Below are 21,913 nucleotides of genomic sequence, written 5' to 3'. Positions count from 1 at the left end.
TTTTAATACAGCAAAAGCATATCTCTCTCCCAACCAGATTGTTTGTTTAGGCTTGTAAAAGCATTTTGAAACCCGTTGAACCAACTGTCTCCATGAATGCTTAGGTCTTTAATCAGTTATGATAAATCAATCCATTTACCTTGTTTTAGGCTTTCTATAGCCGCAAAACTGGCTCTAGTTGTATTTACAATTTCATCAAAAGGAATTAAGGGATCTCCGCCATTTTGAACTGTTTGAACTAACCTTGCAAATTGATTTTTGTGCCCCTTATCTAATTTCGTTTTCAACTTAGAGAACCCTTTAAATCCGTAAGCTTTTGTTTCTCTAAAATTATCCATTACAATGGTTCTTTCTTGCGAATACACCTCGACTCTTTCTTTCGAATAGGCTTTAGATCCATTTGCAAAATAATTGATAACCCCAGTGGAACCATTCTCATATTTCAATAAAATCGTTGCATTATCCGTATTCTCTTCAGGATTCACCCCCATCGCATTCATACAAACACTTTTCACTTTGCTTCCTGTTAGGAAGGTAATCAAATCAATAAAGTGACACGCTTCTCCAATAATTCTTCCGCCACCAACTTTTAAATCATGCACCCAAACATTCGCAGGAATTGCCCCCGCATTCATTGTGGCAATAACATTCATTGGAGAATTACCTAAAACACTTTTCATTTTTTCGATATGTGGAGAAAAACGACGATTGAATCCAACAGTTACCGTTTGATTGTTTTTTTGATATGCCTCTATGACTTGTTGTAATTCTTGTTCATTTAACGCTAGCGGTTTTTCTACAAAAGCATGTTTCCCTGCATTTAAAACTTCTACAGTCATAGAAGCGTGTAGATTATGACGTGTTGTATTTAAAACTAAATCAACCTCTTTATCTTTTAAAATTTCTTTGTAATCAGACGTTGAGTTTGCAATAGCATATTTTTGAGCCATTGCAGTTCCAGAAACGCCACCTTGACTAGCGATATATTTTAAATTTGCTCCCGTATTTTTAAAAGCAGGAAGCATGGTCATTTTGGTAAAGTTTCCAGCGCCTATAATTCCTAGAATGCCTTTTTTTCCTTCAAAACTGGTTTTGTTTAACGAGATTAAACTCTCTGGAGTTTTACCTTCATAATCTGGGTACGATAGAATAGACGCTATTGATTTACTTGCACCAATTTCTCCATAAATTTTCAAATAATCCTGTAACGGAATCACCTCAGATATCATTTCCTTTACATGAAGCTTTCCAGAAGAAATTGTTTGCAATATGGCCTCAAAATTTCTTTTTTCTGTCCACCTTACAAAAGCTAGCGGATAATCTTGCCCCTTTTGCTCATAATTTTCATCATAACGTCCTGGACCATAAGAACATGATACTTGGAAAGACAACTCTTTTTCGTAAAATTCGGCTCTACTTAAATTTAACCCGATTACTCCAACTAAAATAATTCGTCCTCTTTTACGAGACATTCTTGCTGCCTGCGAAACTATTTCATCTGTTTTAGCAGACGCTGTAATAATCACACCATCTGCCCCAACACCATTGGTTTGTTCTTCTACAAACTTTACCACATCGCCATCAGAAATTGGGTTAAAAGGAACAACACCCCATTGTTTTGCTAATTCTAATTTAGCACTATCGATATCAACCCCAATTACTCTACATCCATTTGCTATTAGCAATTGTGCTGTAATTAAACCTATCAGTCCTAAACCTGTTACCACCACCGTTTCTCCAAGTGTTGGATTTAACAAACGAATTCCTTGTAAACCGATAGCTCCGATTACCGTAAAAGAAGCCTCTTCATCTGTTACATTATCTGGAATATGTGCTACTAAATTTTGAGGCACACACACAAATTCTGCATGTTGTCCATTTGACGTTACTCTGTCCCCAACTTTAAAATCAGTTACTCCTTCTCCAACAGCAATTACTCTACCTACATTACAATACCCAAGTGGTAGCGGTTCTCCTAATTTATTAAACACCGCTTCTAACGTTGGTACTAAACCATCTGTTTTAATTTTATCCAACACCTGCTTTACTTTATCGGGCTGTTGCTTCGCTTTTGAAATTAAATTAGATTTCCCAAACTCTACCAACATACGCTCTGTACCTAACGACACCAAACTCTTGGTGGTTTGTATTAAAACAGCCCCTCTTTTTACCTGTGGCGCTGGCACGTCTTCTAATATGGTTGCTCCTGTTTTAAAGGATTGTATGATTTGTTTCATAATATTTATAATTAATATGTCTCTCCTAAATTGGTAGTTTTAAAATGTTATATTTCAATATTTTAACCATATTTACGTTTAAAAACTTTTGCTACATATAATATTAGCATACATCCCAACACTCCATTATTTAATAATTGTGATGGAGTACCAGAAATCCAACTGGCTAAATAAGCAAATATACCTGCATAACCACAAATTCTTAAAACATTCAAATCCCCATTTAAAAAACGCTTATACAACTTTGTATAGATGAAACCAATAAGTATCCCAGTAATAATACATCCTATGAATCCGAAATTGTGATATGCTGATCCCCATACACTTGGAGGAGATGTGCCACGTGTACCTCCAAATATCACATTAAAAATTTGATTTGAAAGATCACTCCCTTTCACACCAGGAATTAAACCTAAAAATGAAGTTAGCCATTCCCCTCCATACTGAATATCTTTATCATAAACGTATCTAAATGCTATAACAGCACTATATTGATTAGAATCCAATATCCTATAAAACAATTGACTAAAAGTATCATTAAAAGAAGTAGACTCACTCCTTTTTAAATTTACAGACAAGAAACTAAAAAAAGCAAGTATAACTATAGTTCCAGCTATCATATTTTTTTTAGGAATTTTCCCTTTGTTTAAAGTGGAGAAAATAAAAAAACCTATGATAGAACACAAAATCAAAAAAGTTCTTTGTCCTGTCCCAGCTATACTATAGATTAATATTGGACCAATTAAAATTAAATAGAATGAAATCCATTTTTTATTTTTATTCAAAAAATAAAAAAAGAAAAAAAGTATAGGAAATATTGTGTTTTTAAATTGATTAAAAATACCTGGAGCATAATAATTATTACCTGAATAAGCCTCTAATCTCATAGTAACAAAATCATCTACTTTAGATGTCAAACTTAAAAACATCAGATTATAACCTACTAAATGATAATAAAGCAGTGACATAAAAATTGAAATAACGAACAATATCTTCGCATATAATAAAACACTCTTATTCGGTTTTAATTTTATATCAGTTAATAAATACTTTTTATAACTACCTTTTAATTCACCTAAGTTTCCTAACAAATAACCAATTAATAGATATAACGGAGTCATACTAATTAACAATGCATGTATATAGTCAGCTTCGATATTAAAATCTAGAAAATTAAAACATCCAAATACCATTATCCAATTAAAAAAGAAGTAATAGAACAATGGATTAGCTATTCTATATTTGTATAAGCTAATGATTCCTAATAATGTTAAAACATTGAATAAATTCAACAAGAATAATTTATCATCCATTAAAAACCTTTGTTTTATTTAACAAACACTCTAATTGATCTTCGAAATATCCAAATTCTCTAGAAGCTTCTCTGGATTTATCCTTGATATTATCTATTAAAGATCGATTATATATACAATCTTTTAAAATTTGTATTAATCCAGATTCATTATCTGTTCTAAAACTGAAAGCAATTTTATAATCTATAAGAAATTTACCAGTTAAAACTTCTTCATTTAAAATCACACCAATATTAGTCATTATGGCATCTCCCCATTTATTTGAAGCAGCTAAAGTATTAATTTTAGAATTAGGCTTGTAATAAGTAAAAACAAAATCAGAAGCATAGTAAGACGCTAATGCCTCAGCATTAGCAACTTCTCCCAGATACTGAACATTTGGGTAATTAACTATAGTCTTTGCATCATTGCAATCTAATTTTCCTGCCATTATAAATGACAATCCTTCTATTTTTTCATCACATAATTTTTTTACAATATCAATACCACGATTTTCTCCCAACCAGCCATTAACATTCACTACTAGCTTATCTTTAACATATGTTGTTTTATTATAAATTTTTTTAGCTTCTAAAATTTCAGATTTAGAAGGAAAATTTTGTAAAATATAAAAATTATCAGATTTAAAATTATATCTCTCTATTACTGGTATAATATGTTTATAAACATTTCTAGATGTAATTTTCTCAAAAAATTCAATAATTAGCTTTATAGGTTTAGGAAAGGGAAAAAGCATAGAAAACCGATCAGCATCATCAAAAATCACTTGAAAACTCTTAAATTTAGAGGCAAGCAGAGCTGGAAAAGCACTTTCAAAGCCCAATGCCCATACTACATCTGTTTTTTTTAATTTAAGACAGGTATAGAAAGATTTTATAATCCATAAAAAATAAAAGAGTTTAATTTTACTTCCTCCGTATCCACCTCCTTTTAGTATTATTTTTTTTTCAATATCATAGTCTAAATATATTTCATCCCTCTCTCCAATATTTCTCTCCCAACCAATATGTACAATATCTAATTGTCGATTATTTTGATGAATATAATTAGATATTTTATACAATCTAGTTCTTCTTGAAATCGCAGATAATGGCGCTAAAAAAACAAATCTATTCTTATCTTTTAACATTCTTATTAATCAGTTTTAATTCTTTAATTGTAAAGTAATTAGATACAGAAAATCTTCCAATCCAATTTAATAAAGAGGCTATTGCAATTCCGAGAACTACAAATTCATTTTCTAAATAAGCCAACATTATAAAAATGCTGAATATATAAACAATAGTAAATACCCAAAACATTAAAGCTGATTTTCCTATAGACCTCTTAGAACCAAAAATCCCTAACCCTATTGATGTTGAAATATAGACTCCTCTAACTATACAAAGAAAAGCTAATACTAAAATCAATGCCCAATCTATTTCTATTTTCGTAATATTCATAAATTTTATCATATAAAAATATCCTGATATCACTGAAAAAATTGTAATTAAAATTGAGAACACAAGAATTTTCTTAGAAAAATTAAAATAATGTTTCAAGTTAAATTCTTTTTGGCGTCTTATTTTAGGTCCAAAATAGAAACCTAAAAAACCATTAATACTAAGTGCTATAGGAGTAAAAACAGAAAAATAAGTAAATAAATGAGCTGAAACATTGGCATCTCCGTATAAGTTAATTACAAACTGTTCTCCATTAACTGCAAAAATGAGCGTCAGATTAGTCAATAAAAAGTAGAATCCCATTTTATTGGCGTCTGGTAACGATAGATATTTTCCTCCTTCTTGAATATTCTCTTTTTTAGGATAATAACCTTTTAAAAAAAAAGACAATAAAACCCCTATAATAACAGCTAAAACATAATATTCAATAGGTTGAGCGAAATAGCCTAATAATAACAAAAGAAGTAGTATAATCTTCCAAAAATTAATTGAAAATTGTGCCTTCCATAAATTATAACAAGCCCTAGAACTTGAAGATATATAATTAAGAAAAGCTAAACCAACAATAGCAAAAAAAAGCATTATAACTTGATTGATAGACAACCCTTTTACCTGCCAAATAATTGTCGATACTAAAAAAGCAATAATAATTGTTTGTCCCCAGAAACGTTTAAAATATCTTTTAATTAACGATTGATCTCTTATAAAAAGAGTATCATATCCCATAAGGCAAACTGTGCTAATTATTAAAACAGATGATTTAACAAACGCCCAATCTGCGATAAAATCAATATCAAAATTTTTTGATATATACAAGTCTGATATTAACATTGAAGCTAAACCAACACCATATATTAAAAACGAAACTACAACCTCTTTATTGACATTCACCCCAATCCAAACTATTACTTTCTTACCCCACAAAAATCTAACACAATTTGCTCCTTTTTAAAGATCAAATCTTTAAACTCATTATGTGCTACTAATAATACCACAATATCTGCTTTTTCAACAGCTACTTTATAATTAGTTAATTTAAACACTTTATGCTCTTCTATATTAGGTTCTACAATAAAATACTCGCCATTGCTATCGTTTTGCAGCACTTTGTTTACAATGTACTTGGCCGGAGACTCCCGTAAATCGTCAATATTGGGTTTAAAGGCCAGACCCATCAGTGCCACTTTGGGGGTGCGGCCGTGTTGCAGCTCGAACTGCAGTTTGGCATTTTGTATTTTTTCGGCACACCAAAACGATTTGTAGTTGTTTACGCCCCTAGCGGTACCAATAAGTTTGGACTCCATGGGGTAGTCTGAGACAATAAAGTAGGGGTCTACAGCTATGCAGTGGCCGCCAACGCCACAGCCGGGTTGTAAGATGTTTACCCGCGGGTGTTTGTTGGCCAAACGGATGAGTTCCCACACGTTAATATCGGCCTTGTCGCAAATTAAAGACAGCTCGTTGGCAAAGGCTATTTGGGTATCGCGGGAGGCGTTTTCGGTCAGTTTGCACATTTCGGCGGTACGGGCATTGGTAGGGTGCAATTCGCCCTGTACAAACTGCTGGTAAAAGGCCATGGCTTTTTGGGTGCTGGCGTTATCTACTCCGCCAATCACGCGGTCGTTATGCACCAGCTCGTACATGACATTGCCCGGCAATACGCGTTCTGGACAATAGGCCAGGTGTATTTTGCCTTCCAGCTCTGGGCGCTCGGCGAAAATCAGGGCCATCATTTTTTCGGTGGTTCCTACTGGCGAGGTGGACTCGATAATATATAAATCGCCTGCTTTTAACAGGGGGATGATGCCTTTTGTGGCGGCTTGCACATAGGAAATGTCGGGTTCGTTATTGCCTTTAAAGGGTGTGGGTACCACGATCAGGTAGACATTGGCCGTGGCGGGTTTGGTATCGGCTTTTAGGTAGCCGTCTTGTACTGCTTTGGCCACCGCTTGGTCTAAATCGGGCTCTACGATGTGTATGTTCCCTGCATTAATGGTATCGACCACATGTTGCGAAATGTCTACGCCATGCACCGGGATTTGGTTGTTGGCTATTAAAGCTGACGTTGGTAATCCGATGTAGCCTAAGCCTATGGTTGTTACTTTTGGTTGCATATCTGTTTTTTATTGCGGATTCGTTGATTTGCTGATTTGCTGATTTGTTTTTTTGCGGATTCGTTGATTTGCTAATTCGCTGATTTGTTTTTTTGCGAATTTGCGGATTCGCGGATTTGCCTATTTGCTTCTCTGCCTCTTTACCTCTCCACGAACAGCGAATCCACGAATTTGCGAATTTACGTTTCTACTTACCTTTCAAATTTATTATATAAGCTATTCAATTGATTTGTTATTTTTTCTAATTTTTCTCTCAGCTGAACATATTCTTCATGCTTTAAAAATTGTAAATCGTTACTTAATATTAAAAAACTCATGACTTCTATTGCCGAACTGAACGCCTGATTGATAAAACGCGCTTTGTCTTTTTCAGTTTTTCGAGACATCCCTTCTGCTGTATTTGCTGCAATACTCATAGATGCTCTTCTGATTTGAGATATTAAACCAAATTTTTCTTCAGAAGGAAAATGGTTTGTAACTAGATAGATCTCTTTTATAAAAGACCTTCTCGCTTTCCAAACTTCCAGTCGCTCAAAGTAATATTCTCTCATCTGTTTTTTCTTATTTGTTTATCTGCGGATTTGCTGATTCGTTGATTTGTTTTTTTTTTGCGGATTTGCGGATCTGCGAATCTGCAAATTTGCGAATTTGCCTCATTGCGTCTCTGCGAACTTACGAATTAGCGAATCCACGAATTAGCGAATTTGCATTTCTGCAATCATCTTATTCTTTCAATTCATTAATAAACTCCACTATTCGTTGACATGCTTTTCCATCTCCATACGGATTATGTAATTCACTCATCGATTGATAGCGACTTGTATTGGTTAATAAACTATTGGCTTCTTCTACAATTTTATGCTTGTCGGTTCCTACTAAAATAACGGTACCTGCGTCTACAGCTTCCGGGCGCTCGGTGGTATCTCGCATAACGAGTACAGGTTTCCCTAAACTTGGGGCTTCTTCTTGTACGCCTCCTGAATCGGTAATAATCATATACGATTGATTCATTAACCACACAAAGGCCGGATAGGCTAAGGGATCTATTAACTTTATGTTTTCGATACCCGACAGGATTTCATGCACCGGTTTTTGTACGTTTGGGTTTAAATGCACGGGATAGATAATTTGCACATCCGCATGTGTGGTAGCAATCTCTTTCAAGGCTTCACAGATGTTGATAAAACCTTGTCCGTGATTTTCGCGGCGGTGTCCTGTTACTAAGATTAATTTCTTGGCAGGATTTACCATTTCTTTTAGTGCTGAAATTTCGTCATTTTGAAGTGATGTTACACGTTCTGAACTATCCAGCAAGGCATCAATCACTGTATTTCCGGTGACTAAAATATCTTCTTCCTTGACATTCTCGGCCAATAAATTCTGTTTGGATTGGGCGGTTGGTGCAAAGTGATAATCACAAATACGTCCCGCTACTTGGCGGTTGATTTCTTCGGGGAAGGGTGACCGTTTGTTATGGGTACGCAAGCCTGCTTCGACATGACATACCTTCGCCCCTGAATAAAAAGCAGCGATACTAGAGGCCATGGTGGTGGTGGTATCGCCATGTACATACACATAGTCGGGCTTAAAGTCCTCGAGTATGGGTTTTAGGCCTGTAATGATATCGGCGGTTAGGGTGTACAGGTTTTGGTTGGGTTTCATCAGGTCTAAATCGTAATCGGGTGTAATTTCGAAAAAGTCCAATACCTGGTCCAGCATTTCACGGTGTTGGGCGGTCACGCATACGCGTGTATCAAAGTTGTTGTATGTTTTAAAGGCCTTTACCAAGGGGGCCATTTTTATGGCTTCGGGGCGGGTACCAAATACAATCAGGTTTTTTTTCATGTTCGGGTTATTTTAAATGCGTCCAATACCAATTAACAGCAGCTTTAATACCGGCTTCTATGGTGTGGGTAGGCGTATAGCCCAATAGAGTTTCGGCCTTGGCCACCGATGCTAACGAATGGGGAATATCGCCCTTGCGGTTAGGGCCATGGGTTACGGTTACGTCGTTTATTTTTTTATCGTATTCGGCGAGGTATTTTTTTAAATGGCTAGTGAGTTCCAATAGGGTTGTTCTATCGCCAACGGCTGTGTTATACACTTGGTTTAAGGCACTTTTACGCTCGGTGGTTAGCGCTAGTAAATTCATTTGTAGCACATTGTCGATGTAAGTGAAATCGCGCGAATAGGTACCATCGCCATTAATTACCGGGCTCTCGTGGTTCATAAATTGTTTAACAAAGAGGGGAATTACCGCAGCATAGGCCCCATTGGGATCCTGACGGCGCCCAAACACGTTAAAATACCGCAAACCTATGGTGTTTAGGCCGTAGGTGGTGTAGAAGTTTTCGGCATACAGCTCGTTTACATACTTGGTAATGGCATAGGGCGACAGCGGCTTGCCAATCTTATTCTCTACTTTTGGCAGGGCTTCGTGGTCGCCATAGGTGGAGCTGCTGGCCGCATAAACGAATCGCTTTACACCGGCATCGCGAGCAGCTACAAGCATGTTTAGAAAGCCACTAACGTTCACCTCGTTGGAGGTAATGGGGTCGTTAATGGACCGTGGCACCGAACCCAAAGCTGCTTGATGCAACACAAAGTCGGCCTTGTTGCAGGCCTTATGGCAGGTTTCCAAATCCCGAATGTCTCCTTCTAGCAATGTAAAGTTGTTGTTGCTTAAGAAGGGTGCTATGTTATGGCGGTGTCCTGTGGCAAAATTATCCAAACACCGCACCTTAGCGCCAATGTGTAAAAGGATTTCACAGAGGTTGGAGCCAATAAAACCAGCGCCTCCTGTTACTAATATCTGTTTGCCTTTTAATGCTGTAAATTGATCTATGTTCATGTATCGTTCTTCTTGACCTATGACATACGATTTGAGACAATTTCCCAAAACATGTTACATAGGGTGTTTTTAAATATTTTTTTTGCGGGTTTTCTTGCCGCGGCTTAAGTCGGATTTCCTTTTCCTGACCTAAGTCGGATTTCCCTTCCCCAACCCTAAAGGGTGGGAAATCCTTTATTCTTTCTTTATTTTTCCGCTTTTGCACCCTTTAGGGTTGGGGAACAAAAGTGGGTTAATCTTGGATTTCTTGCCCCGACCTAAGCGGATTTCCATTCCCCGACCCTAAAGGGTGGGAAATCCTTTGTTTATTCTTTCTTTATTTTCCACTTTTGCACCCTTTAGGGCTGGGGGAACAAAAGTGGTTAACTTGACTCCCTTTAGGGGTGGGGAAACAAAGCGATTTAATGTGCTCTTATAATTTCGCACAGGCTTTTTCGCCTAGTACGCCTTTTACATCGTAAACAACGGCATCTTCGGTTTTAAGGGCATCAAAGTCCAAGCTTAAAAACGTTTTGTGGGCAACTGCCAGCACGATAGCTTCAAACGGGCCTTCTGGCAGGGTTTGGGTGGTGGTTAGTCCATACTCATGCATCACCTCCTCCGGATTGGCCCACGGGTCGTAAATAGTGACTTGGGTACCAAAACTTTCCAATTCGGCAACCACATCCACCACCTTGGTATTGCGCACATCGGGGCAGTTTTCCTTAAAGGTAATGCCCAGTAGTAAGACCTTAGCGCCTTTTACCTTAATATCGTTTTGCAGCATGCGTTTAATCACCTGGCTGCCTACATATTGCCCCATGGCATCGTTCATGCGGCGGCCGGCCAAAATAATTTCGGGGTGGTAGCCCACTTCCTGAGCTTTTTGAGCCAGATAGTAGGGGTCTACACCTATACAGTGCCCCCCTACAAGGCCTGGGGTAAACGGCAAAAAGTTCCATTTGGTACCTGCTGCTTTTAACACCTCGTGGGTATCGATGTCTAAGCGGTTAAAAATTTTGGCCAGTTCGTTAACAAAGGCGATGTTAATATCGCGCTGGGAATTTTCGATGACCTTGGCTGCTTCGGCCACTTTTATAGAAGCCGCTTTATAGGTGCCTGCGGTAATTACCGAACGGTACAGCTGGTCTATGGCTTCGGCAGCTGCCGGGGTAGAGCCCGAAGTTACCTTTAATATTTTACTAACGGTATGTTCCTTATCGCCCGGATTGATACGCTCTGGAGAGTAGCCCACCACAAAATCGGTGTTAAAGGTCAGGCCGCTCTCACGCTCTAGAATAGGAATACACACCTCTTCGGTTGCCCCAGGGTATACCGTCGATTCGTACACCACCGTATCGCCGGGTTTTAATACCCGACCCACCGTTTCTGAAGCTTTAACTAAGGGGGTTAATACCGGACGGTTGTTTTTATCGGTAGGTGTTGGTACCGTAATGATATACACATTGGCCTGTTGCAGATCTAAAACATCGGCTGTGGGCAATAACCCCTGTGGGGTTTGCAACAACGCTTGCGGATGGCTTACCAAAACGGCTTGCAAATCTTGATCTTCTACCTCTAGGGTCATGTCGGTTCCTTCTTGTAATTCGGAAACCCGTTGGGTGTTAATATCGAACCCTACGGTTTTATACTGTTTAGCGAATTCTACCGCTAAGGGCAAGCCCACATAACCAAGTCCTATAACGGCAATGGTTGGATGTTGTTTGGTCATTATTCAAAAGTTTTTTAGTGCGACAGCTTTAAGGTGTTACCCCTAACATATATATGAAGTAAACTCTCTTTAGCTGTCTTTATTGTTTATATATTATGTGCAGCCCCGACCAATACCACCTAGCATTTTATCGGTAACGGATAGAAAAAATACTACGGCCAGCTGTAGGCTACAGACTTAACCAGGCAGACATTTAGATTTAAGGGCGGCATGCTTTTAAATACATGCTGTATTTAAGCCGATAAAATTACCATTTTTCATTGGCTTTTGCCCATCTAAATCCGGAAAATTAACGATTTGATAAAAACAACGCATGGCTGTATGAGGGCGTTGGATTAAAGCTGTTTGCTTTATGCCCTTCTGAAGATTTTTTAACAGTGCCCCTACGAGTTATGACATGTAGTCTCCTTGCCATTGGCAACCTGCAAAGCAAGGGCGGTTATGGATGTTTAACCCCTTAGGATTCCTCGCTGGATTGGGTTAAACATCACATACCCCCTAAATTACGCTTCAGCTTCCTCCTTTAGCATATACCGAATTAAATCGGTTGTGGTTACGATACCCACTATGGTTCGTCCTTCTAAAACCGGCAACGCATGAAACTCTCTAATGGCTAATATTTGCGCCACCTCTCTAACGGTTGCTGTGGGCGGTACGCTAATGAGCTTTTTGGCCATCACCTGTTCTATGGTAAACATGTTATACACCAATGCCTCTACGGTATCGTCATCGTCGTTTACAGCATCGGCAAAACTAATGCGTAACAGGTCGGTATAACTTAGCATGCCTACAATAGCTTTCCCATCGACCACAGGGATGTGTCGTATTTTATGGGTTTTAAAAAGGCGTTCGGCCGTTTCTAGTTCATCTGTATGGTTTAATGTAATGACCTTCTTGGTCATAATCTCTGAAATGGGCGTATACATTTTCATCACTTATGGCTTTTTTAAATTCTTCATTAAAATTAGCCCAGATTGGTTTAATAAAGTATGACAAAAATCATGGAAATCGCCGTATTAATATCCAGCGAAATTAAAATTCAGCATTTGCTTGGTTTTGGTGTAAAGTTGCGGGAACTGGCTTCTGAACTCCCTAGGGGTTTCTATAAAACTCTCGATAATCACCGCCACAAACTCGTATTGGTTGGTAAAGGCATAGTCACGTAGGTATTGCGAATCTAGCAAATCTTGTTTGAGTTTCTGGTTTTCGGTTAGCAGTTGAACTAACTCTTCAAAAGACTTTAAGAACAGCGCTCCATTAATATCGCTGTACGTTTTACTGTTTAAATGAATGGCATGGGCAAACTCGTGTACGCCCAGGTTTAAATTGTCGTTAGTGACATCCAGCCCCATAACAAAATCTTCCCAGGAGAGCACCAAGGTTTTTAATTTGGGGTTAAACTCGCCTTTGTGGTGGTTGTCGTTGGTTTGGGAGTAGAACGTTGAAGGGTAGACCAAAATGGTATTGATGCCCTCGATAACATAATTGCGAAAGCCAAACGTCAGCATTACGGCCGTAGCCGAGATGAGCAGTTTTACCTCTTCGGTCATTTCCAGCCCCTGCCGTCCAACAAATTCTTTATCGTTAATAAAGGTTGCCAAGCGGTGCTTAAAATACCGTTGTCGCTTTGGGGTTAACCGCTTATAGAAGGCCAGCCTAGAGATCAAAAGGCGTTCTTGTTCGGGACTAATGGTTTGCAGGCGCCAATACCAATGGGTGTATATGGGCTTTTTTCTTAGCAGGGCATAGCCCATTTCGAAATACCGAAAGACAAACCGAAAAAAGAAGAGCACAAAGGCCATAATAAAAAGGCCATCCACAACCCAATCGTAGGGTGTTTTTGGAGCTATAAACAAGACACAGTACATGGTTAAGTTGGGGCTTAGTGGTTTTAAAATGCACTAATATAAAAAAAGCAAGCGAGAACGCTTGCTTTTTTTTGTGACCACGGTAGGATTCAAACCTACGACCGCTGGAGCCGAAATCCAGTGCTCTATTCAGCTGAGCTACGTGGCCAATAAGGGGATGTTTAGCCCAATTGCTGTTTAACAATGGCCGAAATGGTCTTGCCATCGGCCTGACCTGCCAGTTTTTTGCTGACAACGCCCATAACTTTTCCCATATCTTTCATGCCTTCGGCTTTTAGTTCGCTAATCACCTCGGCCACGACCTGGGCGATAGCGTCCTCCGATAAGGCTTCTGGCAGGAACTGCGAAATCACTTCGGCTTCCTCCAATTCTGGGGTTGCCAAATCCTCGCGGTTTTGATCTATATATACTGCGGCGCTGTCTTTGCGCTGCTTAACTAGTTTTTGAAGCAGTTTTAATTCCTCTTCCTCGGTCAATTCGGCTTTGGCTCCACTTTCGGTTTGCGCCAACAATATGGCCGATTTTACCGACCTTAAGGCGGTTAATGCGGTTTGATCTTTCGCTTTCATTGCGGCTTTTAAGGCCGTCATAACCTCTTGCTGTAAACTCATAATTCCATAAAATTAAATCGTGCCGCGAAGATAAAAAAGAAAACCCGATTTTAAACTATAAAAACGGGTTTTCAAGAAGCTTAAAACACTAAACTTACCTGCTATTAATCTACATTGTCATGCAAAAACGAATTATTACTTCGCAATTGGATGTCGTCGTTCTCATCGGAGCTGATGCTCGTTTTTGAAATGGCATTGGTTGCCGAGGAGTGTTTGGTTTCATCCAAATCAACTCCTTGTCGCTTGTATGCCGGAACGCGCTCTATGTCGTCTATTTTTGAATTGTTGAACTTATAGTTAAAGTCTTTCATTTTACGTCTTCGCTCTGCTGCACGTTCTTTTAACAGCTCGGAAATTGGCGTATTCACGGGATCGATGTCCTCCTGAGGCGTTTCTGGTGCCACGGGTGCCGTTTTCTTTTCGAAGGCCAGCTCCTGATCTGCTTTTGTCTCTGCTAGCTGTGAAGCCGCTTGTTCTTTTTGGTGGTTTTCTGCAGGCTCGAAAGTCATATAATCGTCTAGAGCGTAGCGCTTTTCGCCCACCTCGTTGGTTTCGGTTACGGGAATTAGCTCGACATAATCCTTAACGGGTAACTTTTTTATGTTCTCATCCAGCTCGTGTACCACGAAATCCTCATCCTTGGCCTGTGGCGGCTCGGGCTTAGGGTTAGTGTTGTTTATGGGCATATCGAAGGTTAGCGTAAACTGCTGCTCCTCCTCAATCGCTTCGGGTGTCACGGGCTCGGTTTCTGGAGCCACTGCCGTAATGTTAAATTCGTCGTCCTGAACAACATCTACAACCACTGTTTCATAATCGACAGCGATGTTTCTTATTTCCGGCGTGGTTTCTACCAAATCGGGCGCTTGGGGTTGCGGCTTGGGTTTATCCATAGCCTCCAACTCTTCCAGGTCTAAAGTATGTTTAACTACGGGCGGGGCTTTTTTCTCCAGCTCGATATGCGGTGTAATAATGGCCGGGTTTTTTTCCCGTTGGGTCAGGTCGCGCTCTAGGGGTTTTTCCTCTTCCAGGGCGTGAATAACTTTTCGCGACTCGGTATTTGAGATTTCGTGCTGTTGGTCCACATCAAAGCCTGTTGCAATAATGGTTACTGCAATCGATTCTTCTAACGCATCGTCTTCGCCAACCCCCATAATGATGTTGGCGCCATGGCCCGCTTCTTCTTGGATGTGGTCGTTAATCTCTCCAATCTCATCGATGGTGATTTCTTGGGTTCCAGAAACGATAAGCAACAATACGTTTTTGGCCCCTGTAATTTTGTTGTCGTTCAGCAATGGCGAATCCAAAGCTTTTCTAATGGCCTCTTGGGCCCTGTTTTGTCCTGTAGCCGTAGACGAGCCCATAATGGCGGTTCCGCTATTGCTCAAAACGGTTTTGGCATCGCGTAAATCGATGTTTTGGGTGTAGTGGTGGGTAATTACTTCGGCTATGCCTCGCGCTGCTGTAGATAGCACTTCGTCGGCCTTGGAGAACCCGGCTTTAAAGCCTAGGTTACCATAAACCTCACGCAGCTTGTTGTTGTTAATAACCACCAACGAATCTACCACATCCCTAAGGCGTTCGACCCCTTGTTGGGCTTGTTTGTTTCTTGTTTTCCCTTCAAACTGGAACGGCATGGTTACAATACCCACGGTTAAAATGTCCATATCTTTGGCCATTTTTGCAATAATGGGTGCTGCTCCGGTACCGGTACCACCGCCCATTCCTGCGGTAATAAAGACCATTTTGGTGTGGGTATCCAGCATGTGTTGGATGTCTTCCAAACTTTCGACTGCTGCCTGTTCGCCTACTTCGGGATTGGCTCCAGCCCCCAACCCTTCGGTTAGGTTAACCCCTAATTGGATTTTGTTAGGAACACCGCTGTTTTGCAAGGCTTGTGCATCGGTATTACAAATCACAAAATCTACGCCCCTAATGCCTAACTGGAACATGTGGTTAATGGCATTGCTACCACCGCCGCCAACTCCAATAACCTTAATGACATTGGATTGGTTTTTAGGGAGATCAAAAGAAATGTTGTGTTCGAATTCGTTGTTGCTACTCATGAATTTCGGGTTTTTTGTTATTCTGCGTTATCTAAAAAATCTTTAACTCGTTCGGTTAATTTATCCAGAAACGAACGGCGTTCTGGTTTTGGTTGGGGCGTTTGTTGGTTGTTTTCTATGGGGGTGTCCTCGGCTGCTTCGGGATTTTCCTCCTCTGCTATTTCTGCTGCCGTTTCGACCTGTTTTCGCTCTTGACGCTTTAGGCCGTCCATAACCAAACCTACTGCTGTTGCATATAAAGGACTGGTTACTTCGTCGTCGCTATCGCCTGCCAAGTGCTCGTTTGGATATCCTATGCGGGTATCCATTCCGGTAATGTACTCTACAAGTTGTTTAAGGTGCTTTAATTGAGCACCGCCACCGGTTAGCACAATACCGGCTATAAGTTTCTTTTTCTGTTCTTCGTGGCCGTAGTTTTTTATCTCGACATATACCTGTTCTACAATTTCCACCACTCGGGCATGAATGATTTTCGACAGGTTTTTTAAGGTGATTTCTTTGGGTTCGCGTCCTCTTAATCCCGGGATGGAAACGATTTCGTTATCCTTATTTTCTCCCGGCCAGGCCGAGCCAAACTTAATTTTTAGCAGTTCGGCTTGCTTTTCGATAATGGAGCAGCCTTCTTTAATGTCTTCGGTAATCACGTTACCTCCAAACGGAATGACTGCGGTATGGCGAATGATGCCATCTTTAAACACGGCCAAATCGGTTGTTCCGCCACCTATATCGATTAATGCTACACCTGCTTCTTTTTCTTCCTGACTTAAAACGGCATTGGCAGACGCCAGAGGTTCTAGCGTAATGCCCTCTAGGGTGAGCCCTGAGCTTTTTACACAGCGCCCAATGTTCCTGATGGAAGATACTTGGCCTACCACCACATGGAAATTGGCCTCTAAGCGGCCACCATACATGCCTATGGGCTCTTTTATTTCCGGTTGCCCATCGACCTTATACTCTTGTGGCAACACATGGATAATCTCTTCGCCGGGCAACATAACCAATTTGTGCACCTGATTGATTAGGCGTACAATATCTGCTTCATCGATAACCACTTCTGAGTCTGGTCTAGTAATATAATCGCTGTGTTGTAAACTACGGATGTGCTGTCCTGCAATGCCTACGGTAACCTCTTCTATTTTAAGTTGAGAAGCGGCCTCGGCCTCTTGTACCGCGGCTTGTATGGACTGAATGGTTTGCGTAATGTTATTCACCACACCTCTATGCACCCCAAGGCTTTTAGAGCGCCCAATACCCAAAATCTCTACTTTTCCATAATCGTTTTTTCGTCCAATCATGGCCACAATTTTTGTGGTTCCTATGTCTAATCCTATCGCTATATTATGCTCCATAGTTTACGCTTTAGTACACACCACCTGACTGTCGAATTTCAGGTTGATTGTTTTGTAATCGTTCAGTGTTTTAGCTTTTAGCCCTATTTTATAGAACGCTTTTAAGTTGTTTATTTTTTTGTCCAGTTGTTCCAATCCGCCCAATTGCACCACAAACGCATGGCCTCTTAAGCTTAACAGAATGTCCTGGTTTTTTGTTTGATGGATTTCCACCACATGCTCCTTTAAGAACGTATCCTGCGTTACTTTTTGGGCAATTTTAAAAACCGTTTCAAGATTTTTCTTACTCACTTGACCTGTTACAAGAGGCACGCGAGCCGTATAATTAGGCGACAACGGCATATACCCCCCTTGATCATCGATATAATATGATGTTTGTGTTTGCACTCTTGCAATAGGTTTTTTTTGCACAACCTCGGCGGTAAGCGCTCCATTTACAGACAGATACACTTCTGCCGATTTAATCATTGGATTGGAATTTAGGGCAGTTTCCAACGTATTCAAATCTAAAGTTTCTTTAGACGTGTTTTTAACACTGCTATAATTTTGTATTAACAATTTACTAACAGTCTCACGGGCAATATATAAGTTCTCGTCGCCATGAAATACGACCCTAGGATCGCCAACGATGCGCTTGGCATTTTTTTGGGTCGAAAACGCATACAAGCATGCGGTTGCCAACAGCAAAAGCCCTAGTGCTATGTTTGTTCTATTTTTCCGCAAGTTCCAAAGCTTGTTTAATGTGTTTAACGTCTTCTCCTATATCGCCAGCACCAACGGTTAACACCACTGATGCGCCACTTTCCTTTACCTTTTGAACAATGTCGCTCTTGCTTATGAGCTGTTTGTTTGTTTGCGTTATTTTTTCCAGCAACCAGGCTGCGTCTACCCCTGCAATGGGCAGTTCCCGAGCTGGGTAAATGTCTAACAGCAAAACCTCGTCGAAAAGGCTTAGGCTTTCTGCAAAGCCCTCGGCAAAATCCCGTGTTCTACTGAACAGGTGCGGCTGGAACACGATAACATTCCTACGGTTTGGAAACATCTCCTTAACCGCTTGGTATACCGCTTTTATTTCTTCTGGGTGGTGCGCATAATCATCGATATAAACCAATTCACTGGTTTTTATATGATATGTAAACCGTCGCTTAACGCCTTTATATAATGCTAAAGCCTTGGCAAGCTGCTGGTGAGGGCAACCGTATTCTGCAGCCATTGCCAAGGCTATTAAAGCATTTGACAGGTTGTGCCTGCCCGGTAGGTTAAATTTAATGTCGTTAAGCGTGGTGCTTGGTGTTTGCACATCAAACACATAAGTCCCATTGTGTATTCTTATGTTGGTAGCACAGTAATCTGAGCCATCCTCTATACCATAGGTTTTTCCTGCCAAGGTCAACCCTTGTTTTACAAAAAGGGTGCCTTCCGGCTTTAATTTGGCCGCAAAATCCTTAAACGAGGTTTGCAGTGTTGCCGCATCGCCATAAATATCTAGGTGGTCTGCATCCATAGACGTGATGCACGCCATGTTGGGCGACAGGGTTAAAAAGGAACGATCGAACTCATCGGCTTCCACCACGGTAACTGCTGTGCCTTTAGAAATGTAATTGGACTGGTAGTTTTCACTAAACCCGCCCAAAAATGCTGTTAATGGCACATCGCAACTGTAAAGCAAATGCGCCAAAATGCTTGTGGTTGTGGTTTTACCGTGCGTTCCTGCAACCGCCAAACAGTAGGTGTTTTGTGTAACAAGCCCCAAAACCTGAGCCCGTTTCATGACGGGATAACCTGCCTTTATAAACGCATTCAGTTCGCTGTGGGTTTTAGGAATTGCCGGCGTGTAGACCACCAAAGTATGGTCTATACTAAGCTGGTTAAAATCGAGGTTTGCCGCATCATCTTCAAAATGTACTGCGATGCCTAATTCTATGAGTCCCGCTGTTGTTTCGGTTGGGGTTTTATCATAACCCATCACCTGTTTGTTATGGGCATGGAAATACCGGGCCAGGGCACTCATCCCTACGCCGCCTATGCCTATAAAGTAAACATGATGTATGTGTTCTAAATTCATGTGTTATGATACTAATTTTTCAACCTCATCGACAATATGCTTGGTTGCCTGGGCCAAGGCCATGGCTTTTATATTGGCTCCCAGCTCTTGGCGACGCTCTGGCGACATCATGAGTTGGGCAAATTTGTTTTCGAAATCGACGTCCAAATCGGCTTCTTGTATTAAAATTGCTGCATCTTCCTTAACTACGGCCTGGGCATTTTTGGTCTGGTGGTCCTCGGCCACATTGGGCGAGGGGATAAAAATAACGGGCTTGCCCACTAGGCTCAATTCTGAAACCGATAGCGCCCCTGCCCTAGAGATAATAATATCGGCAGCAGCATAGGCCAGATCCATTTCCTTAATAAACGCATGTACCTGCACATCTTTTGTGTGGCCATACAGTTTGTACTTATCGTAATACAGCTTACCACATTGCCAAATGATTTGCACGTTGTGGGTTTGAATAACATCCAGTTCTTTTTTTAGCAATTGGTTTATTCGTCTAGCGCCCAAACTTCCACCTAAGACCAAAAGGGTTTTCTTGTCCTTATTCAAAGAAAAATGCGCTAGAGCTTCAGGGCGTTTCGAGTGGATGGTAAGCACATCCTGACGTACTGGATTGCCCGTTTTCACGAGTTTTTCCTTTGGAAAAAAGCGCTCCAACCCATCGTAAGCTACACAAATCCTATCGACTTTTTTTGCCAACAGCTTGTTGGTAATTCCGGGATAAGAATTTTGCTCCTGAATGATGCTGGGAATGCCTTTAGACACCGCCACCTGAAGCAAAGGTCCACTAGCATAACCGCCGGTACCAATAACGATATCGGGTTTAAAGCGAGCAATTATGGATCGGCATTTAAACAGGCTGCTTATCACCTTAAAGGGAAAGCTCAGGTTTTTTAATGTCAATGCACGCTGTAAGCCAGAAATCCAAAGGCCTTCTATGGCGTAGCCCGCTTCGGGCACCTTCTCCATCTCCATTCTATCCTTAGCCCCAACAAACAAGAATTCGGTTTCGGGATACCGCGCCCTAATCTCGTTGGCTATGGCTATGGCCGGGTAAATATGCCCCCCTGTGCCTCCTCCAGATAATATGACTTTAATGTTTTTCATTATATGGTTTCAGACAACACCTCTAACGGGTTGTCCTCATTATTTTGTTGTTCTTTAATTTCTTCTCTTTTGGCACTTACGCTTAAAACAACGCCTAAGGCCAAGCATGTCATCCAGATTGATGTTCCTCCGCTACTAATTAGCGGCAGGGTTTGCCCCGTTACGGGAAACAGCTCTACGGCAACCGCCATATTTATCAAGGCTTGGAAAACAATAGGCAACCCTACTCCAAGCACCACCAATTTTCCAAAAACCGTATCGGCTTTTTGCGAGGCGATTACAATTCTAAACAGCAGCCACAAATAGCATATCATTAAAATAAAGGCGCCTATTAACCCATACTCTTCGACGATAATGGCATAAATAAAATCGGATGAGGATTGCGGTAAAAAGTGCTTTTGCATGCTTTTTCCCGGGCCCAGCCCTTGTATGCCTCCAGAAGCGATGGCTATTTTTGCTTTTTCTATTTGGTAGCCCTCTTCGCCAACTTCGTTGTTACTAAAACTTTCTATTCTGCTCATCCAGGTATCTACCCTATTGGGCATGGCCTCTGGAAATGCTTTGGCCACTAGAACAAACAAGGTTAATGCCAACACCCCAGCGCCAACAATAACCGCCAGATACCTAATGGGATACCCCCCCAGAAAAACCAACATCAATACCATAGAAAACATGATGGCCGCTGTGGAGAAGTTTGCCGGAAGAATTAATATCAATACTAAAAACACGGGCAACCACAAGGGTAAAATAGAGGCTTTGAAGGTGATGGTTTGTTCTTTCATTTTTGACATATACCGTGCCACATACACCATTAAAACCACAAATGCCAAGGTTGATGTTTGAAAGGACATGTTAACAATAGGAATGTTAATCCATCGGCTGGCATTGGCTCCGGCCATGGTTGTGCCCTGAAGCAAGGTAATAAGCAGCAAGACCAAAACCACGGGCAGTAGTACAATGGACAACCCCCTAAAATACCTATACGGCACTTTGTGCACCCCAAACATCAATAAAAACCCAAGCATTAAATGCAGGAAGTGCTTGGCAAAATCACCAAAGGTTCCGCCACCGGCTTGCGACAAATTACTGGCAGCACTATAGACCGGCAAAAACGAAAAGATGGCCAATAGCGCTGCAATGGCCCATATAAGCCGATCGCCTTTGATATTTTTAAAAATGCCCTGCATCAATTGA

18 protein-coding genes and 1 tRNA gene are annotated in these 21,913 nt (G+C 40.6%); all 19 read right to left on the bottom strand.

Annotated features, from left to right (window positions below; genetic code table 11):
* Positions 1–116 precede the first annotated feature (116 nt).
* The 19 genes from IA57_RS07260 to IA57_RS07170 all read right to left on the bottom strand — a co-directional run bounded on the left by IA57_RS07260 (position 117) and on the right by IA57_RS07170 (position 21,906).
* Positions 117–2,237 carry a bi-domain-containing oxidoreductase gene (locus tag IA57_RS07260; protein WP_036121227.1) on the bottom strand — a complete coding sequence of 707 codons (2,121 nt, stop codon included), beginning with the start codon at positions 2,235–2,237 and terminating at the stop codon, positions 117–119.
* 62 nt (positions 2,238–2,299) lie between these two features.
* Complete coding sequence (locus tag IA57_RS07255) at positions 2,300–3,550, bottom strand: O-antigen polymerase (protein ID WP_036121222.1); 1,251 nt, start codon at positions 3,548–3,550, stop codon at positions 2,300–2,302.
* Entirely contained in the window at positions 3,543–4,679 is a 1,137-nt protein-coding gene (locus IA57_RS07250; protein ID WP_036121219.1) for a hypothetical protein, read from the bottom strand. Before IA57_RS07250 ends, IA57_RS07255 begins: the two co-directional genes overlap by 8 nt.
* Complete coding sequence (locus IA57_RS07245; protein WP_036121216.1) at positions 4,666–5,916, bottom strand: hypothetical protein; 1,251 nt, start codon at positions 5,914–5,916, stop codon at positions 4,666–4,668. The genes IA57_RS07250 and IA57_RS07245 overlap by 14 nt, the downstream gene beginning before the upstream one ends.
* Positions 5,898–7,106, bottom strand: coding sequence for a UDP-N-acetyl-D-mannosamine dehydrogenase (wecC, locus tag IA57_RS07240; protein ID WP_036121214.1), 1,209 nt, complete (start codon positions 7,104–7,106; stop codon positions 5,898–5,900). Before wecC ends, IA57_RS07245 begins: the two co-directional genes overlap by 19 nt.
* A gap of 191 nt (positions 7,107–7,297) precedes the next feature.
* Positions 7,298–7,657, bottom strand: a complete 360-nt coding sequence (locus IA57_RS07235; RefSeq protein WP_036121212.1) for a four helix bundle protein — start codon at positions 7,655–7,657, stop codon at positions 7,298–7,300.
* A gap of 172 nt (positions 7,658–7,829) precedes the next feature.
* Complete coding sequence (wecB, locus tag IA57_RS07230) at positions 7,830–8,951, bottom strand: non-hydrolyzing UDP-N-acetylglucosamine 2-epimerase (RefSeq protein ID WP_036121208.1); 1,122 nt, start codon at positions 8,949–8,951, stop codon at positions 7,830–7,832.
* A 7-nt stretch (positions 8,952–8,958) separates the two neighbouring features.
* The gene (locus IA57_RS07225; protein WP_036121206.1) at positions 8,959–9,957 is read right to left on the bottom strand and encodes an SDR family oxidoreductase; all 999 of its coding nucleotides are present in this window, start codon (positions 9,955–9,957) and stop codon (positions 8,959–8,961) included.
* Between the two features lie 412 nt (positions 9,958–10,369).
* Positions 10,370–11,668, bottom strand: coding sequence for a nucleotide sugar dehydrogenase (locus IA57_RS07220; protein ID WP_036121203.1), 1,299 nt, complete (start codon positions 11,666–11,668; stop codon positions 10,370–10,372).
* A gap of 503 nt (positions 11,669–12,171) precedes the next feature.
* Positions 12,172–12,600 (bottom strand): CBS domain-containing protein, encoded by a 429-nt coding sequence (locus IA57_RS07215; RefSeq protein ID WP_036121200.1) that lies wholly within the window; start codon positions 12,598–12,600, stop codon positions 12,172–12,174.
* Between the two features lie 84 nt (positions 12,601–12,684).
* Positions 12,685–13,536 carry a zinc-dependent peptidase gene (locus IA57_RS07210; protein ID WP_036121198.1) on the bottom strand — a complete coding sequence of 284 codons (852 nt, stop codon included), beginning with the start codon at positions 13,534–13,536 and terminating at the stop codon, positions 12,685–12,687.
* Positions 13,537–13,610: 74 nt separating this feature from the next.
* A tRNA-Arg gene (locus tag IA57_RS07205) sits at positions 13,611–13,684 on the bottom strand.
* Between the two features lie 13 nt (positions 13,685–13,697).
* Complete coding sequence (locus IA57_RS07200; protein WP_036121196.1) at positions 13,698–14,147, bottom strand: GatB/YqeY domain-containing protein; 450 nt, start codon at positions 14,145–14,147, stop codon at positions 13,698–13,700.
* A gap of 104 nt (positions 14,148–14,251) precedes the next feature.
* A complete protein-coding gene (ftsZ, locus tag IA57_RS07195; protein WP_036121194.1) occupies positions 14,252–16,210 on the bottom strand; it encodes a cell division protein FtsZ in 1,959 nt (652 codons plus the stop codon).
* 17 nt (positions 16,211–16,227) lie between these two features.
* Positions 16,228–17,559, bottom strand: coding sequence for a cell division protein FtsA (gene ftsA / locus IA57_RS07190; RefSeq protein WP_036121191.1), 1,332 nt, complete (start codon positions 17,557–17,559; stop codon positions 16,228–16,230).
* 3 nt (positions 17,560–17,562) lie between these two features.
* On the bottom strand, positions 17,563–18,282 hold the full coding sequence (locus IA57_RS07185; RefSeq protein WP_036121189.1) for a cell division protein FtsQ/DivIB: 720 nt from the start codon (positions 18,280–18,282) through the stop codon (positions 17,563–17,565).
* Positions 18,269–19,624, bottom strand: coding sequence for a UDP-N-acetylmuramate--L-alanine ligase (murC, locus tag IA57_RS07180; RefSeq protein WP_036121188.1), 1,356 nt, complete (start codon positions 19,622–19,624; stop codon positions 18,269–18,271). The genes IA57_RS07185 and murC overlap by 14 nt, the downstream gene beginning before the upstream one ends.
* A gap of 3 nt (positions 19,625–19,627) precedes the next feature.
* The gene (gene murG / locus IA57_RS07175) at positions 19,628–20,719 is read right to left on the bottom strand and encodes an undecaprenyldiphospho-muramoylpentapeptide beta-N-acetylglucosaminyltransferase (protein WP_036121187.1); all 1,092 of its coding nucleotides are present in this window, start codon (positions 20,717–20,719) and stop codon (positions 19,628–19,630) included.
* Positions 20,719–21,906: an FtsW/RodA/SpoVE family cell cycle protein gene (locus IA57_RS07170; protein ID WP_036121184.1), complete on the bottom strand. Its 1,188-nt coding sequence runs from the start codon at positions 21,904–21,906 to the stop codon at positions 20,719–20,721. Before IA57_RS07170 ends, murG begins: the two co-directional genes overlap by 1 nt.
* Positions 21,907–21,913: the final 7 nt, after the last annotated feature.

It is taken from the genome of Mangrovimonas yunxiaonensis (assembly GCF_000733475.1).
In the GTDB taxonomy this organism is placed as follows: domain Bacteria; phylum Bacteroidota; class Bacteroidia; order Flavobacteriales; family Flavobacteriaceae; genus Mangrovimonas; species Mangrovimonas yunxiaonensis.
Note: the sequence above shows the minus strand (reverse complement) of the source record. Positions and strands in the feature narration are given on the sequence as shown.